The 14,276-nt window shown below is 66.4% G+C and carries 14 protein-coding genes; 9 read left to right on the forward strand and 5 right to left on the reverse strand.

Annotation, left to right across the window (positions count from 1 at the left end):
- The first annotated feature begins 181 nt into the window (after positions 1 to 181).
- A complete protein-coding gene (locus M2650_RS00445) occupies positions 182 to 1,606 on the forward strand; it encodes a hypothetical protein (RefSeq protein WP_249469829.1) in 1,425 nt (474 codons plus the stop codon).
- Here the strand turns inward: M2650_RS00445 and M2650_RS00450 are convergent.
- Together M2650_RS00450 and trxA are read right to left on the reverse strand one after the other, a co-directional pair.
- Positions 1,561 to 2,028: a DUF4442 domain-containing protein gene (locus tag M2650_RS00450; protein ID WP_249469832.1), complete on the reverse strand. Its 468-nt coding sequence runs from the start codon at positions 2,026 to 2,028 to the stop codon at positions 1,561 to 1,563. The genes M2650_RS00445 and M2650_RS00450 overlap by 46 nt on opposite strands.
- Before the next feature lie 233 nt (positions 2,029 to 2,261).
- Positions 2,262 to 3,140 carry a thioredoxin gene (trxA, locus tag M2650_RS00455; protein ID WP_249469835.1) on the reverse strand — a complete coding sequence of 293 codons (879 nt, stop codon included), beginning with the start codon at positions 3,138 to 3,140 and terminating at the stop codon, positions 2,262 to 2,264.
- Positions 3,141 to 3,270: 130 nt separating this feature from the next.
- On the opposite strand from trxA, the gene M2650_RS00460 reads away from it, so the two are divergent.
- On the forward strand, positions 3,271 to 3,486 hold the full coding sequence (locus tag M2650_RS00460) for a helix-turn-helix transcriptional regulator (protein ID WP_283254595.1): 216 nt from the start codon (positions 3,271 to 3,273) through the stop codon (positions 3,484 to 3,486).
- Positions 3,483 to 4,082 carry a DUF998 domain-containing protein gene (locus M2650_RS00465; RefSeq protein ID WP_249469840.1) on the forward strand — a complete coding sequence of 200 codons (600 nt, stop codon included), beginning with the start codon at positions 3,483 to 3,485 and terminating at the stop codon, positions 4,080 to 4,082. The genes M2650_RS00460 and M2650_RS00465 overlap by 4 nt, the downstream gene beginning before the upstream one ends.
- A gap of 126 nt (positions 4,083 to 4,208) precedes the next feature.
- Here M2650_RS00465 and M2650_RS00470 read toward each other — a convergent pair whose 3' ends face one another.
- Positions 4,209 to 4,472 carry a SemiSWEET transporter gene (locus M2650_RS00470; protein ID WP_249469844.1) on the reverse strand — a complete coding sequence of 88 codons (264 nt, stop codon included), beginning with the start codon at positions 4,470 to 4,472 and terminating at the stop codon, positions 4,209 to 4,211.
- A gap of 244 nt (positions 4,473 to 4,716) precedes the next feature.
- Positions 4,717 to 6,003, reverse strand: coding sequence for a metal-dependent hydrolase family protein (locus tag M2650_RS00475; RefSeq protein WP_249469846.1), 1,287 nt, complete (start codon positions 6,001 to 6,003; stop codon positions 4,717 to 4,719).
- Between the two features lie 200 nt (positions 6,004 to 6,203).
- Between M2650_RS00475 and leuS the strand changes: the two genes are divergently transcribed.
- The 6 genes from leuS to rsfS all read left to right on the forward strand — a co-directional run bounded on the left by leuS (position 6,204) and on the right by rsfS (position 12,411).
- Positions 6,204 to 8,957, forward strand: a complete 2,754-nt coding sequence (gene leuS, locus M2650_RS16575; RefSeq protein ID WP_249469849.1) for a leucine--tRNA ligase — start codon at positions 6,204 to 6,206, stop codon at positions 8,955 to 8,957.
- Positions 8,958 to 9,276: 319 nt separating this feature from the next.
- Positions 9,277 to 9,582: a glutathione S-transferase C-terminal domain-containing protein gene (locus M2650_RS00485; protein WP_249469852.1), complete on the forward strand. Its 306-nt coding sequence runs from the start codon at positions 9,277 to 9,279 to the stop codon at positions 9,580 to 9,582.
- A 31-nt stretch (positions 9,583 to 9,613) separates the two neighbouring features.
- Positions 9,614 to 10,126 (forward strand): LPS-assembly lipoprotein LptE, encoded by a 513-nt coding sequence (locus tag M2650_RS00490; protein WP_249469856.1) that lies wholly within the window; start codon positions 9,614 to 9,616, stop codon positions 10,124 to 10,126.
- A 1-nt stretch (position 10,127) separates the two neighbouring features.
- Positions 10,128 to 11,162, forward strand: a complete 1,035-nt coding sequence (gene holA / locus M2650_RS00495) for a DNA polymerase III subunit delta (RefSeq protein ID WP_249469859.1) — start codon at positions 10,128 to 10,130, stop codon at positions 11,160 to 11,162.
- A 118-nt stretch (positions 11,163 to 11,280) separates the two neighbouring features.
- Positions 11,281 to 11,958, forward strand: coding sequence for a nicotinate-nucleotide adenylyltransferase (nadD, locus tag M2650_RS00500; protein ID WP_249469862.1), 678 nt, complete (start codon positions 11,281 to 11,283; stop codon positions 11,956 to 11,958).
- A gap of 30 nt (positions 11,959 to 11,988) precedes the next feature.
- Positions 11,989 to 12,411 carry a ribosome silencing factor gene (gene rsfS, locus M2650_RS00505; protein WP_249469865.1) on the forward strand — a complete coding sequence of 141 codons (423 nt, stop codon included), beginning with the start codon at positions 11,989 to 11,991 and terminating at the stop codon, positions 12,409 to 12,411.
- 171 nt (positions 12,412 to 12,582) lie between these two features.
- Here rsfS and M2650_RS00510 read toward each other — a convergent pair whose 3' ends face one another.
- The gene (locus tag M2650_RS00510; RefSeq protein ID WP_249469868.1) at positions 12,583 to 14,136 is read right to left on the reverse strand and encodes an alkaline phosphatase PhoX; all 1,554 of its coding nucleotides are present in this window, start codon (positions 14,134 to 14,136) and stop codon (positions 12,583 to 12,585) included.
- Positions 14,137 to 14,276: the final 140 nt, after the last annotated feature.

The following is a 14,276-nucleotide window of genomic DNA, read 5'->3' on the forward strand; positions in this document are numbered from 1 at the left end:
GGATGCGGCCTCGGGCGACCGTTCGCGGCCCCCGTTCCGACCGTACGCACCCTTGGTCCGGCGGGCTGAGTCGTTCAGGAGTCGGATCCGGCGATCAAGGCATGCGCTGGAGAAGATGGCAATTCGCACGGAAAGGACCGGATACTTCGGCTGGGGCGGCAAGGCACTTTAAGGGGAAAGCATGCGCAGGTTCATCCGTTGGGCGCTTTGGATTTTGCTTGCGTTGTTGGTGATCGTAGTAGGCGCATGGTGGCTTTCGCGGATGCTCGGGCCGACTGCGGAGCAGAAAACGGCGCTGGCGATGCTCGGCAAGGAAAGCGCCGTCCGCGGAAGCAATGCGTTCCCAGCGCTATGGTCGTTGCCGTACGACGTGCCTGAGGACATGCAGCAAGCCGTAGCGGCTGAGGACGCGAAGCGGTTTGGCGCACTGCCTGCGTCGCCATCGGGGGAATTTCTGTCGGCTCAGGCTTCGACGAGCGTTGCGGCGGCGCGCTATGCGGATTTGACGCCCTCGGAAGCGGACTGGAGCAAGTTCTGCAAATCGCGAACGGCCGGTTGCCTGGAAAGCGTGCGCGCTGACCGCGGCGGTTACGCCGCATTGTTGGCGCGCAATGCGCGTTTGGTGGAGCGTTCCATCGCCTTGCGCCAATACGGCCACTATCGGAATGGATTGCCGCTGCGCAACGATGGGCCGATGCCCCCGTTCCACTATGCGATCGCGCCGTTGACCCGGCATGCCCTGGACTTCGCCGACGGCCGCCAGGACGCCGCGCTGGCCGGCGTCTGCCAAGACGCGGCCGCATGGCGGCGGATCGGCAGCCATGGCGATTCGTTGATCGCCCGCATGATCGGCATCGCCTACGCGACCGATGGTTACGGCCGCTTGTTCGCGGACATGCTCGCCGAGTTGCCCGCCGGCCATCGTCTGCCGCCGGTTTGCATTTCGGCGTTTGCGGTTCCGGTGTTGGAGGAAGGCTTGATTTGCGAGGCGATGAAGGGCGAGTCGAAGTTCGTCGCTGAAGGCATGCGTGCGCTGTACGATGCGTCGTCCCCCGTCGGCGATCCGATCGGCGATTTTTTGTTTCCCGTGCTATTCGACGAAGAGATGACGCTTGCGCGCATGGCTCCCAGCCAGGCGCATGCATGTTCCGACGAAGTGCGGCATTCGGTCCAAGCCGATACGCCGATCAAGCCTCTTCCCGCGACGCCGCTGAACCGCGGCTTCGATTGCGTCGGCAACTACGTCGGCTGCCTACTGGCCCATGTCGGGACAGAAGGCGGCCCTTACGACCGCTATGCGTTGCGCGGGCAGGACTACGTGGCCCGTTTGCGCCTGATCGCCACGCTGCTCTGGCTGCGCGAGCAAGAAGGCGACGGAACGTCTATCGAACAGCGCCTGCGCGAGAGGCCGCGTGCGCTGGTGGCGCCCGGGCATCCTGTCGAAGTCGCCGATGGCGGCAGATCGTTGCGCATCCGGCATTTCGACGATTCGAACGACGCTTATTGGCAAGTGCCCATCGCAGCGGCGGATGTGCGCCGGCCGGATGCTGCAGCGGGCGATCAAGCCGGCTCGTCGGTCGGCTTCTCGCGCTTGCGCCGCACGTAGATCTGCTTGCGCACGCGTGCGACGACGTCACCCTGTGTGTCGATCACGTCGGCATCGAACCAGCGCAGGGCCTTGTCGCCGTTCGCGGCGGCGGTGCGCAGTTCGTCGAGGACGCTTTCGTCCAGATCGAATTCGGCATGGACCGTGCCGCGCCCGGGTTTGACGAATTCGATCTCGGCGGCCTTGTCCCAGACCATGTAGCCGCGGCCGATGCGTTCCTTGACCATGATCATCCAGAACGGATCGGTCATCGCGAACAGGCTGCCGCCGAAGTGGGTGCCGACGTAGTTGCGGTTCCACAACCGCATACGGAGTTCGACGCGGGCGTGGCGGAAGTCGTCGCTGAATTCGACCACGCGGATGCCGGAGGCGATGAAGGGCGGCCAGAGGTTGAGGATGCGGCGCAGGCTGCTGGCTTTCACGAGAGTCTCCCGATTCTATTCGGCACCATCTCATGATCGTGCTGGAGTGATTGCTCGAGCGTCGCGCTTTCTTGTAGGAGCGGCTTCAGCCGCGAGCTCTTTGCTGGCTCTATGCGCTCGAACGGCTCGCGGCCGAAGCCGCTCCTACAAAAAGCGGATGGCGCGAAAAGCCGGGCCCTCTCTCTGGCCTCCGGCCTGTCCCACTCCCGTGAAGGGAGTGGGGAAAAGCCCCGCTACACCAGCAACAACGAGGACATCTTGCGGCGATAGCGGCCGACGAGGTCTTCGTCGTCGATGACGCGGAACGCATCGATCAGCGCCTTTTTGGGCAAACCTTCTTCGTAGGCGCGGTCGCGCCGCAGCATCTCGAGGAATTGTTCCAGTCCGGCTTCGGATTGCCCGCCCACGATGCGATGCACGCCGAGCAGGTGGCGCGCGCGCAGATCGTCCGGATTGCTGGCCACGGCCGTTTCCAATACTTCCGGTGCGGGTGCGTCTTTCAGCAATGATGCGAAACCCAATCGTGCACGCGCTTTGACCGCGCGGTCGTCGGTGGACAGGTTGGCGGGCAGGGCGTCGAGCAGTTGTTCGGCTTCGTGCGCGCCGCCGGTCTGCAGCAGCGCCAGCGCCAGATCGAGTTTCAGTTCGGCCTTGTCGGGCTCGGCTTCGATCGCCTTGCGCAGGCGCATGACTTCGGCATGAGGGTCGACCGGCGCGGCGGTTTCGGCCGGCGCTTCGGGCGCATCGTTCGCGGCGGCGGGTTCGATGCCGTGATGCTTGAGGAATTCGCGCACCTGGCCTTCCGGCAACGCGCCCTGGAAGGCGTCGACCAGCTTGCCGTCCTTCACCAGGAACACGGTCGGGATCGAGCGGATCTGGAAGGCCGCGGCGATCTGCTGTTCCTGCTCGGTGTCGACTTTGGCCAGCACGAAGCCGCCGTTGAAGTCGGCGGCCAGCTTTTCCAGGATCGGGCCCAGCGTCTTGCACGGCCCGCACCAATCGGCCCAGAAATCCACCAGCACGGGGGTCTGCAGGGATTTCTGCAGGACATCGGCCTCGAAGCGTTCGGTGGTGACATCGAAGACATGCGGTTTGGCGACAGCGGCGGACATGGGGAATCCCGTAAGGCGTTCAGCCGGAGATTGTGCCAGCCGGGCCGGAATCCAAGCGGATGTAAAAAGTACCTTACATTTCTTGCTGAAATGTATTTCTTATGTTACATATTGTCATGTGAAGAATACATTGGTCCGGACTCCCATCGGCAACGACATTCGCCGCCTGCGTTTCGAACACGGCGAGATGACGCAGGAAGCGCTGGCGCAGGCCTGCGGCGTGACCCGCCAGACCATCATCGCGCTGGAGGCGGGTAGGTACGCGCCTTCGCTGGCGCTGGCGTTCCGGATCGCGCGCGCGTTCGGCGTCGGCGTGGAAGACGTCTTCCGTTGGGAGCAGGCATGAAGCAGGTCACGCCGCACGCGGGCCTGTTGGCCGCGGTGTTGTCCATCGGCGCGGCGTCGATGTTCGCCGCCGGATGGGAAGACTATTCGCACGCCGCGCATCCGCTCGGGTTGTTGGGCGCATACGGCACGCCGCATGCGTTGGCTTTCAACCTGTACGGATTCGTGGTGCCCGGATTGCTGGCGGCGTGGCTGGGCTGGCGCCTGCGCGACGCCATGCAGGAGCGCGGCTGGATGGCGCGGATCGGCGCCTGGCTGGTGCTTCTATCGGCGTTGGCCTTCGCTGCGCAGGGCATGGCGAGGTTGGATCCGCAGGATCTCGAAGCGCTTTCCGGCCGCCTGCATGCCGCGAGTTGGATGCTGTGGTGGATCGCCTTCGTTCCGGGGGCGCTGTTGCTGGCATTTGGGGCGGGACCGCATGCGGGCCGGGGCTTGCTCGGCGTAGTCAGTGCCGCGGCGGCGATTGCGGTGCTGGCGCTCACGATCTTCGCCCCGGCGTGGATGCCGATCGCGATCGCGCATCGCATCGCTTTCGTTTGCTGGTTCGGCTGGCTGACTTTTGCCGGCTACGCCCTTGCCGCGAAGCCACGGGCATAGCGCCTTGTGGAACCGGCCCTTGTAGGAGCGGCTTCAGCCGCGAGCTCTTGATCCTGTCGTCATCGGCCAGAAAAGCTCGCGGCTGAAGCCGCTCCTACAACGCCTCGCCGCTCCCGCAGAAAAAAGTCATCCGGCCGCGCGCTTGTTGCGCAGCAGGACGATCAGGATGGCCGACGCCAGTACGAACGTGATCACGTTCGATACGATCATCGGCCATGAGCCCAACGACACGCCGTATGCGAACCAGAACGCTACTCCGACGGTGAACACCGCATACATCGCCAGCGAGATGCCGCGCGTGTCGCGGCTGCGAATCGTCTTGATCGCCTGCGGCACGAAGGAGAGCGTGGTCAGCGTGGCGGCGACGTAGCCGAGCCATTCCGGATTCATGCGTTTCGTCCTCCGCTGGATGCGAGCGTAAAAGCAGCTTTTGTGGGACGGCTTTATGGGAGCGGCTTCAGCGGGGTGCTCTTGATCTTTTAGCTGTCATCCCGAGCGAAGCGAGGGATCTGCTGTCCCATGCCGACATGGAAGCAGATCCCTCGCTTCGCTCGGGATGGCAGCTGAAAAAGGCCCGCGGCCGAAGCCGCTCCTACAAAAAGCCGCTCCTAGAAAAAACAGCCGCTGCGAGAGATTACGGCGAAGGGCGCTTGTACACCACGCCATCCCTCATCACGAAATCCACTTTGGTCACGTTGGCGATATCGGCGACCGGATCGCCGGGCAGGGCGACGATGTCAGCGCGCATCCCGGCTTCGATCGCGCCCTGGTCGTCGGCGCCGAGCACTTCGGCCGCACGGATCGTCGCCGCCTGCAGCGCATAAGCCGGCGGCATGCCGGCTTCGACCATGTAAAGGAATTCGCGCGCGTTGTCGCCGTGCGGGCCCACGCCCATGTCGGTGCCGAAGGCGATCTTCACACCGTGCTTGTAGGCCCGCGCGGCGGTGTCCTGGATCTGCGCACCGATGCGAGCGGCCTTGGGGCGCACGATCTCGGGATAGTAGCCGTCGATCTTCGCTTTCTCGGCCACGAAGCGGCCGGCGTAGATCGTGGGCACGTACCAGGTGCCTTTCTGCTTCATCAGCGACATGACTTCGTCGGTCATCATCGTGCCGTGCTCGATGCTGGTGACGCCGCCGAGTACCGCGCGCTTCATGCCTTCGGTGCCGTGCGCGTGCGCGGCGACCTTGTAGCCGTAGTCCTTGGCGGTGTCGACGATGGCCTTGACTTCTTCCACGGTGAATTGCGGCGCGTCGCCGGACTTGGCGTAGGACAGCACGCCGCCGGTCGCGGTGATTTTGATCACGTCGCTACCGTCCTTGTAGCGCTGGCGCACGGCCTGGCGCGCGTCCTCGGCCGAATTGATCACGCCTTCGGTCGGGCCTGGCGGCCCGAGCAGGTGCGACAGTTCGGAGTTGTAGCCGTTGGTGGGGTCGGCATGGCCGCCGGTGGTGGCGATCGACTTGCCGGCGGCGAAGATGCGCGGACCGCGCACCAGGCCCTGGTTGATCGCGTCGCGCAGGTGCGGGGCCACTTCGCCGCCCAGGTCGCGGACGCTGGTGAAGCCGGCCATCAGCGTCTTTTCGGCATAGCCCACGCTGCGGAAAGCGAAGTCGACGTCGTCCAGGCGGAAGCCTTCCGAATAACTCTGCGGGTTGGATTGCGAGCCCAAATGCACGTGCAGGTCGGTCCAGCCGGGCAGGCAGGTGCGGCCGGCGAGGACGATCGATTCGGTGCCCTCGGCCAGCTTGGCGCGGCCGGGGATCACTTCGGCGACCTTGCCATCGCGCACCAGCACGGTGTGCTCGCCCAGCACTTTGCCGCTGCGGCTGTCGAACAGACGCTCGCAGTGCAGGGCGGTGGTGGCGGCCTGGGCGGGCAGGGCGGCCAGGGAGATCAGAACGGCGGCGATGGTTTTCATGGTGCGAGCGTAACGGGGTCGCTCGGGTTGCGGTACTGGAGAGAGGGTAGCCCGGGTAAGCGAAGCGCACCCGGGGCCTGGCGCATCTCCCCGGGTGCGCTTCGCTTACCCGGGCTACGCTCTTGCACGGCTCGGGCACGCGGTTGGCGCTTTTTGTGCGCTGCGGTAGGCTTGCCGGTCCTGTCCTGCCGATGTTTCCTGTGTCGAACGCGCCCGCCCCGCCCGAAGTCCCTGCCTACCAGCCTGCCGCCGTCGAAGCCGCCGCCCAGCGGTTCTGGGACCGCACCCGCGCGTTCGAGGTCAAAGAAGCCCCCGGCAAGCCGAAGTTCTTCTGCCTGTCGATGCTGCCGTACCCGTCCGGGGCGCTGCACATGGGCCATGTGCGCAACTACACCATCGGCGACGTGATCAGCCGCTACCAGCGCATGACCGGCAAGAACGTGCTGCAGCCGATGGGCTGGGACGCGTTCGGCCTGCCGGCGGAGAACGCCGCGATCAAGAACAAGACCGCGCCGGCCAAGTGGACCTACGCCAACATCGACCACATGCGCGATCAGCTCAAGACGATGGGCTACGCGATCGACTGGACGCGCGAATTCGCCACCTGTTCGCCCGACTACTACGTGCACGAGCAGCGCATGTTCGTGCGGCTGTTGAAGAAGGGCCTGGCCTACCGCAAGAATAGCGTGGTGAATTGGGATCCGGTCGACCAGACCGTGCTGGCCAACGAGCAGGTGATCGACGGCCGCGGCTGGCGCAGCGGCGCGGTGGTGGAGAAGCGCGAAATCCCGCAGTGGTTCCTGAAGATCACCGATTACGCGCAGGAACTGCTGGACGGGCTGGACGCGTTGCCGGGCTGGCCGGATTCGGTCAAGACCATGCAGCGCAACTGGATCGGCCGCAGCGAGGGCCTGGAGTTCGCGTTCGACGTGGAAGGCAGCGATCAGCGCCTGAGCGTGTTCACTACGCGCCCCGACACGCTGATGGGCGTGACCTTCGTATCGATCGCGGCCGAACATCCGCTGGCCGTGCAAGCGGCGGCGAACAATCCTGACCTGGCCGCCTTCATCGCCGATCTGAAAAAAGGCGGCGTGTCCGAGGCCGAGCTGGAAACCCAGGTCAAGCGCGGCATGGACACCGGTTTGCGCGCGATCCATCCGGTCAGCGGCGAAGCGCTGCCGGTCTACGTCGCCAACTTCGTGCTGATGGGCTACGGCACCGGCGCGGTGATGGCCGTCCCCGGCCACGACCAGCGCGACTGGGAATTCGCGCAGGCCTATCGGTTGCCGATCAAGATGGTGATCGTTCCGGACGAAGTGCGCGATGCGCTGGCCGAGATTTCGTCGCACGTCGCCAACCACGACGACCCGATGCGCGCCGCGCTCGGCGAAAGCGGCGCGATCGACGTTTACGACACCGGTGCGGCCGTGCAGGTGGTCGAGGAATTCCAGCGCCGCATCGCCGAGGAAGCGGCTTACACCGAACGCGGCTGGCTGGTGAATTCCGGCGAATTCGACGGCCTGGATTTCCAGCAGGCGCTGGATGCGCTGGCGGCGCGCTTCGAGCGCGAAGGCCGCGGCAGCAAGCGCGTCAATTACCGGTTGCGCGATTGGGGCGTGTCGCGGCAGCGTTACTGGGGCTGTCCGATCCCGGTGATCTACTGCCCGAACTGCGATGCGGTGCCGGTGCCGGAAGCGCAATTGCCGGTGGTGCTGCCCGAAGACGTCGCCGACGCGTTCGCCAAGGGCGCGGTGCAGTCGCCGATCAAGGCGGATCCGGAATGGCGCAAGACCACGTGCCCGCAGTGCGGCGCGGCGGCGGAGCGCGAGACGGATACCTTCGATACCTTCATGGAATCGAGCTGGTACTACGCGCGCTACACCTCGCCGGGCGCTGCCGACATGATCGACGGGCGCGCGCGCTACTGGCTGCCGGTGGACCAGTACATCGGCGGCATCGAGCACGCGATCCTGCACCTGATGTATTTCCGCTTCTACCACAAGCTGCTGCGCGACGCGGGCATGGTGGATGGCGACGAGCCGGCGACCAACCTGCTGACCCAGGGCATGGTGATCGCCGAAACCTTCTATCGCGAGGACGCGCACGGCGCCAAGGATTGGATCAATCCCGCGGAGGTCGAGATCGATCGCGACGAGCGCGGCCGCATCGTCGGCGCCAAATCGAAAGCGGACGGCCGGCCGGTGCATATCGGCGGCACCGAGAAAATGTCCAAATCCAAGAACAACGGCGTCGATCCGCAATCGATGGTCGACAAGTACGGTGCCGACACCGTGCGCCTGTTCTCGATGTTCGCTGCGCCGCCGGACCAGTCGCTGGAATGGAACGAGGCCGGCGTCGAAGGCATGGCGCGCTTCCTGCGCCGCCTGTGGGCGCAGGTAGACAAACATGCCGTCGAAGGCGCCGCTGCCGCGTTCGACGCGGACGCGTCGACGCCGGCGCAGAAGACCTTGCGCCGTCAGCTGCACGAAGCGATCCAGAAGGTCGGCGACGATTACGGTCGTCGCCACAGCTTCAACACCGCCATCGCCGCGGTGATGGAATTGCTCAACCACGTCTCCAAGTTCGACGACGGCACGGCCAACGGCCGCGCGCTGCGCCAGCAGGCGTTCGAAGCGATCGTGTTGCTGCTCAACCCGATCACGCCGCACGCCAGCCATGCGTTGTGGCAGCGCCTGGGCCATGCCGAAACGCTGCTGGAAGACGTTCCGTTCCCGCAGGCCGATCCCGCCGCGCTCGAGCGCGATGCGGTGACGCTGGCGGTGCAGGTCAACGGCAAGCTGCGCGGCACGATAGAGGTGGCCATCGATATGCCGCGGGAGGCTATCGAGGCGCTGGCGCTGGCGGAATCCAACGTGGCTCGGTTCCTGGAAGACAAGACGGTGCGCAAGGTGATCGTGGTGCCGGGCAAGATCGTCAACATCGTCGTCGCGTGAGGCCGTCCTCCGCTTTTCGTAGGAGCGGCTTTAGCCGCGAGCTCTTGATTTCCTGCGATGAGCTTGGAAAAAGAGCTCGCGGCTAAAGCCGCCCCTACGAAAAGCGGGTTCCCTAGGTTCGACGGTATGGCTATCGATTCCGCAACCCTGTACTGCCACCCCGAATCCGGCTTCAGCTACAAGGCCGCGTTCTGCCAGTCGAACGTGATCCTCGATTACCTGGCGCGCCGCGAAGGCCGGTTGGACGGCAGCGACGACGCCCAGCGCCTGGCCGTGCGCGAGTGGCTGGCGTGGGAAGCCAACCGCGTCGGCCCTGAACGTGGCGCATTCGCGCTTCGGTCGCCGCTTCGCGCGCTACGACGACGACGTGATCGCGTGGTACGACCGCCGTGCGCGCGCCGACCTGGACCGCATGCAGGAAACGCTCGCGCTTTCGCCGTTCCTGGCCGGCGCCGCGCCGAGCATCGCCGACACCGCCTGCTGCGGCTACCTGTACTGGGCCGACCAGGCCGAGATCGATATCGCCGGCTGGCCCGCGGTGCGCGACTGGCTGGACAGGATCGCCGGGTTGCCTGGCTGGCGCTCGCCTGAAGCCATGTTCAGCGGCCATACGGTGCGCTATTGATGCCCGCGCCGGGCTCGTCCAGACTGGCGGCATGATCCGGACCTCCCTCGTCGCCTTCTTCTCGGTGCTGGCATTGCTGTTGTCGGGCTGCGGCTTCCATCTGCGCAACGCGCTGACCTTGCCCGAGGATCTGGGTCCGGTACGCGTGGTATCGGCCGATCCCTACAGCCCGCTGGGCACGGCATTGGCGCAGGCCTTGTCGCGGATCGGCGCCACGCCGGCGTCGCCCGACGCCACCGAAGGCGTGGCCACCCTCGAGGTGATCTCCGAACGCTGGGGAAGCCGGCCGATCAGCATCGACCAGTTCGGCCGCGCGCAGGAATTCTCGCTGCGCTACGCGGTGGTGTTCGGCCTGCGCAAGGCCGACGGCACCGACCTGCTGCCGCGGCAGACGCTGGAGTTGTCGCGCGACTACATTTCCAACCCGGTGAATCCCACCGGCGCGGAGAGCGAACAGGAATTGCTGACGCGCGAATTGCGGCGCGAAATGGTCGCCAGCATCCTGCGCCGCATCGATGCGGTGGAACAGGTGCCGCAATCCTGACATGGAACTGACGCCGGAACGGCTGGCGGCGCAACTGGCGAGCGAGCCGCTGCGGCCGGCCTACCTGATCGCCGGCCCCGAACCCTTGCGCGTTTTGGAGGCCGCCGATGCGCTGCGCCAACAGGCGCGCGCGCAGGGCTATGCCGAGCGCGAAGTGTTCGAGGCCGAAGGCAACCAGCGCGAACCGGATTGGGATGCACTGCACGCGACCTTGTCGGCCCCGAGCCTGTTCAGCGCGCGGCGCCTGATCGAGTTGCGCCTGCCTACCGGCAAGCCCGGCAAACAGGGCGCCGAGCTGGTGTCCGATTTTTGCGCCGACCCGGCGCCGGATGTCGCGCTGGCGGTGATCGCCGGCGACTGGAGCCGTGCGCATGCGGGCAAATGGAGCGAAGCGATCGGCCGCGCCGGCCACATCGTCGTCGCCTGGGCGGTGAAGCCGCACGAATTGCCGGACTGGATCGAGCGGCGCCTGCGCGCGCGCGGTGTGCGCGCGGAACGCGAGGCGGTGCAGAGCCTGTGCGACCGCGTCGAGGGCAATCTGCTGGCCGCGGCGCAGGAAATCGACAAATTGGCCCTGCTCAACGACGGCCAGACCCTCGATGCCGCACGCATGGAGGCGCTGGTGGCCGACGCCGCGCGCTACGACGTGTTCCGCCTGGTCGACGCCGCGCTGGGCGGTCAGCCCGCGCACGTATCGCGCATGCTCGCCGGCCTGCGCGGCGAGGGCGAGGCGGTGCCGGCGCTGCTCGGCATGGTGGTGATGGAACTGCAGCGCGCGGCGGCCTTGGCCCGTGCGCAGGCGCGTGGCGGCAACCTGGCCGCGGAGTTCAAGGCGCAGCGCGTCTGGGATTCGAAGCAGGCCTTGTACAAGCGTGCGCTGCAACGCCATGCCGCGCCGCGATGGGAGCGTTTCGTGGTAGCCGCGGGGCATGTCGATCGCATCGCCAAAGGCCGCGCCGCGGGCGACGCCTGGCAGTCGCTGGAGCGGTTGCTGTTGGCGGTCGCCGAGCCGCGTGCGGTCGCGTTGCTGGCATGAGCGGATCGCATCCGCGCCTCGTGGGAGCGGCTTCAGCCGCGAGCTCTTTCTCCAAGAAACTGGAAGTCGAAGAGCTCGCGGCTGAAGCCGCTCCCACGAAAAACGGTGCAGGCATCGATTGAACAGGCAGGCGTCATTGCGGCTGCTGTACGGCGGCACCTTCGATCCCGTGCACAACGGCCATCTGGCCGTCGCGCGGCATGCGCGCGATGCCTTGGGTGCGCAAGTGCATCTGATGCCGGCGGCGGATCCGCCGCATAAAGGCCCCACGCATGCCGATGCCGAACAACGTGCGGCGATGCTGGCGCTTGCGATCGGCGACGAGCCGGGCCTGCTTGTCGACCGCCGCGAACTGCTGCGCGACGGGCCGTCCTACACCATCGATACCCTGCGCGCGCTGCGCGCCGAATTGGGCCCGCAAGCGCCGATCGCATTGCTGGTGGGCGCCGACAGTTTCCTGGGGCTGCCTACGTGGAAATCTTGGCGCGAACTGTTCGGCTATGCGCATTTCGTGGTCGCCGAGCGCCCGGGAAACGGCATCGACAGCGCACTTCCGGCGGATCTGGCGCAGCGGCTCGCAGGCCGCTGGGCCGGCGCGGCGGCGGCGCTGAGCGACGCGCCGTCCGGCAAGGTGCTGCGCCTGGAACAGCCGCTGCGGCCCGAATCGGCCAGCGATATCCGCCGTCGCATCCAGGCCGGAGAACCGTGGCGGGACCAGGTGCCGTTCGCCGTAGCGGCCTATATCGTCCAGAACCGGTTGTACGGCGCCGGAACCGTCACATCCGGTCCGCTATAATCCCTGCGTAATTCCCGGAGCCGATACCCCTTGACCAGCCCCGCGCAAGTCATCAAGACCCGCCTGCCCAACCCGCCGCCGCCCGTACCCGTTCTGCTCGAACAGGTCCACCTAGCCCTCGAAGACATCAAGGCCCGCGACACGGTCCAGATCGACGTGCGCGACAAGACCAGCGTCTGCGATTACATGGTGATCGCGTCGGGCACCTCGACCCGCCATGTCAAATCGATCGCCGACGAGGTGATCCGCTTCGCCAAGAAACTCGATGTGCAGCCGCTCGGCGTGGAAGGCGAGCGCGAAGCCGAATGGGTGCTGGTCGATCTCGGCGACGTGATCGTGCACGTCATGCTGCCGCGCGTGCGCGAGTTCTACGCGCTGGAGCGGTTGTGGACCGTCGGCGACCAGCCGCCGGAAGAGTCCGAAGTCGAGACCGACGCCGAAGGCAGGCTGTAACGCTTTTCGTAGAGCGGCTTTTGTGGGAGCGGCTTTAGCCGCGAGCCCTTGATCTTATTGGCGAGCCGAGATCAAGAGCTCGCGGCTAAAGCCGCTCCCACAAAAAAGCCGCTTCCACAAAGTCAAAATCGAAGACAACGGCGCCTGGCGGCGCCGTTGTCGTGTCCGGAATCACATCGGCCCGCGCAGCCACGGCCCGGTGATCGCGAAGGTGATGCCCGGCGTCTGGATATTGACGAACATGGTGCGGCCGAACGGGTCCCAGCAGGCGCCGGTGAACTCGCTCTCGCGGTAGTCGCCCTCGGGAATCGCCTTGTCGGCGTTGGCGATCTGCGCCGACGTCAATTCGACGTTGTTCTTGCAGAAGTAGAAGGACTCGCCCTGGCGGGTCAAGCCGATCAGGCGCGTGCCCGGGCCGTACTGGTCTGGGCTGCCGGCCGGTGCGGCGTCTGGGTCCTCGCACAGCAGTACGCCGCCGCGCGGGCTGACGGTGACGTTGTCGGGGTTGTGCGCGGCCAACTGGTGTCCGCTGACGAACAGCGCGCGCAGTTTCTGCGTGGCCAGGTCCAGCACCCACACCGTGCCGTTGCCGCGGCCCTTGCGGCCGTCCGCGCCCAGGCCGCAGCTGGTGTCGACGATGAACATCTTGCCGTGGCTGTACCAGATGCCTTCGCCGCGGCTCATGCGCAGCCCGCCTTCGCTCCATGCTTGCGCGAACGGGCCGCTGAGCGTTTCGCCGGCGGAAATGTCCGGGAAACCGGACGGCGCGACGATCGAATCCAGATCCGGATCGGGCACATCGAACCATTCCAGCTTGTATTCCGCGCCGATGCTGGCCACAACCAGGTCCGCGTTCTGCTGGCCGCCCACGCGCGCCGCCTGCAGGCGGCCGCCGTTTTGCAGCGATCCGTAGCGTCCGCTGCGGTCGTTGGGGACGAAACGGTACAGGCCGGATTTGTTGCGGTCGTCTTCGGTCAGGTAGACGAAACCGGTGTTCGGGTCGATCGCCACCGCTTCGTGGCTGAAGCGGCCCAGCGCCACCAGCGGCTGTCCGCTGGTGCGTTCGGCGTCCGGATGCACTTCGAACACATAGCCGTGCTTGTGGCCGGTGCTCGATGCCGCGTTGGTCTTGATCTCCTCGCAGGTGAGCCAGGTGCCCCACGGCGTGGGGCCGCCGGCGCAGTTGACCAGGGTGCCGCCGAGGCTGGGTTCCAGCGTCTGCCAGCCGCGCGCGCCGTAGCCTAGCGTGGTGGTGCCGCCGCCGGCGAACTGCCCACCGCCGATATCGCCGGTGTCGTACATCGCCGGCGCATCGATCGGCGCCGCGCCACCGCGTTCGTGGTTGCGGATCAGCACCATCTCGGTGCCGCGGACGCGATCGCCCCGGCGACCGAAACGGTCGCCGCGCGGGCGACGGAAGCCGACCACCGCCATGCCGTCGTGTTTGTCGGGGCAGGGCTGGCCGTTGCCCATCAGGTCGCCGGTCCAGCCGAAGGAGCGATAACTGAAACCGCGCGGCAGTTGCAGCAGCGGCAACCCGGTGGTGCGGTCGGCGACCGGGGACAAGGGGCCGTAAGGACTCGGGATGGGCAGATTGCGCGTCGGATCGCCGGCGGCGAGCGCTTGGCGCGTGTACAGCGCGCCCAGGCTGCCGATGGCGCCGACGGCCATCGCCGCAGCGCTGCCCTTGAGTACCTGGCGGCGGGAGTGATCGACGGGTTGCATATGCGACTCCAGCTAGCGGGGGAGTCAAGACACTAGGCGGCGGCGGTAACCGGTAGATGACATTTCGGTTTCCGTCGGCGGAAATGCGAGGGCGACCGCTGGCCGGCCATCAATCGATGCGTTCGGGACGCATTGAAAAG

The sequence above is a fragment of the Luteimonas galliterrae genome (assembly GCF_023374055.1).
Classification (GTDB): Bacteria; Pseudomonadota; Gammaproteobacteria; order Xanthomonadales; family Xanthomonadaceae; genus Luteimonas_C; species Luteimonas_C galliterrae.

Coding starts and splice junctions, on each gene's coding strand:
- trxA (WP_249469835.1), bottom strand. CDS start 3,140: ATGTCCGCCGCTGTCGCCAAACCGCATGTCTTCGATGTCACCACCGAA.
- M2650_RS00490 (WP_249469856.1), top strand. CDS start 9,614: ATGATCCGGACCTCCCTCGTCGCCTTCTTCTCGGTGCTGGCATTGCTG.
- M2650_RS00470 (WP_249469844.1), bottom strand. CDS start 4,472: ATGAATCCGGAATGGCTCGGCTACGTCGCCGCCACGCTGACCACGCTC.
- M2650_RS00510 (WP_249469868.1), bottom strand. CDS start 14,136: ATGCAACCCGTCGATCACTCCCGCCGCCAGGTACTCAAGGGCAGCGCT.
- M2650_RS00475 (WP_249469846.1), bottom strand. CDS start 6,003: ATGAAAACCATCGCCGCCGTTCTGATCTCCCTGGCCGCCCTGCCCGCC.
- M2650_RS00445 (WP_249469829.1), top strand. CDS start 182: ATGCGCAGGTTCATCCGTTGGGCGCTTTGGATTTTGCTTGCGTTGTTG.
- holA (WP_249469859.1), top strand. CDS start 10,128: ATGGAACTGACGCCGGAACGGCTGGCGGCGCAACTGGCGAGCGAGCCG.
- M2650_RS00465 (WP_249469840.1), top strand. CDS start 3,483: ATGAAGCAGGTCACGCCGCACGCGGGCCTGTTGGCCGCGGTGTTGTCC.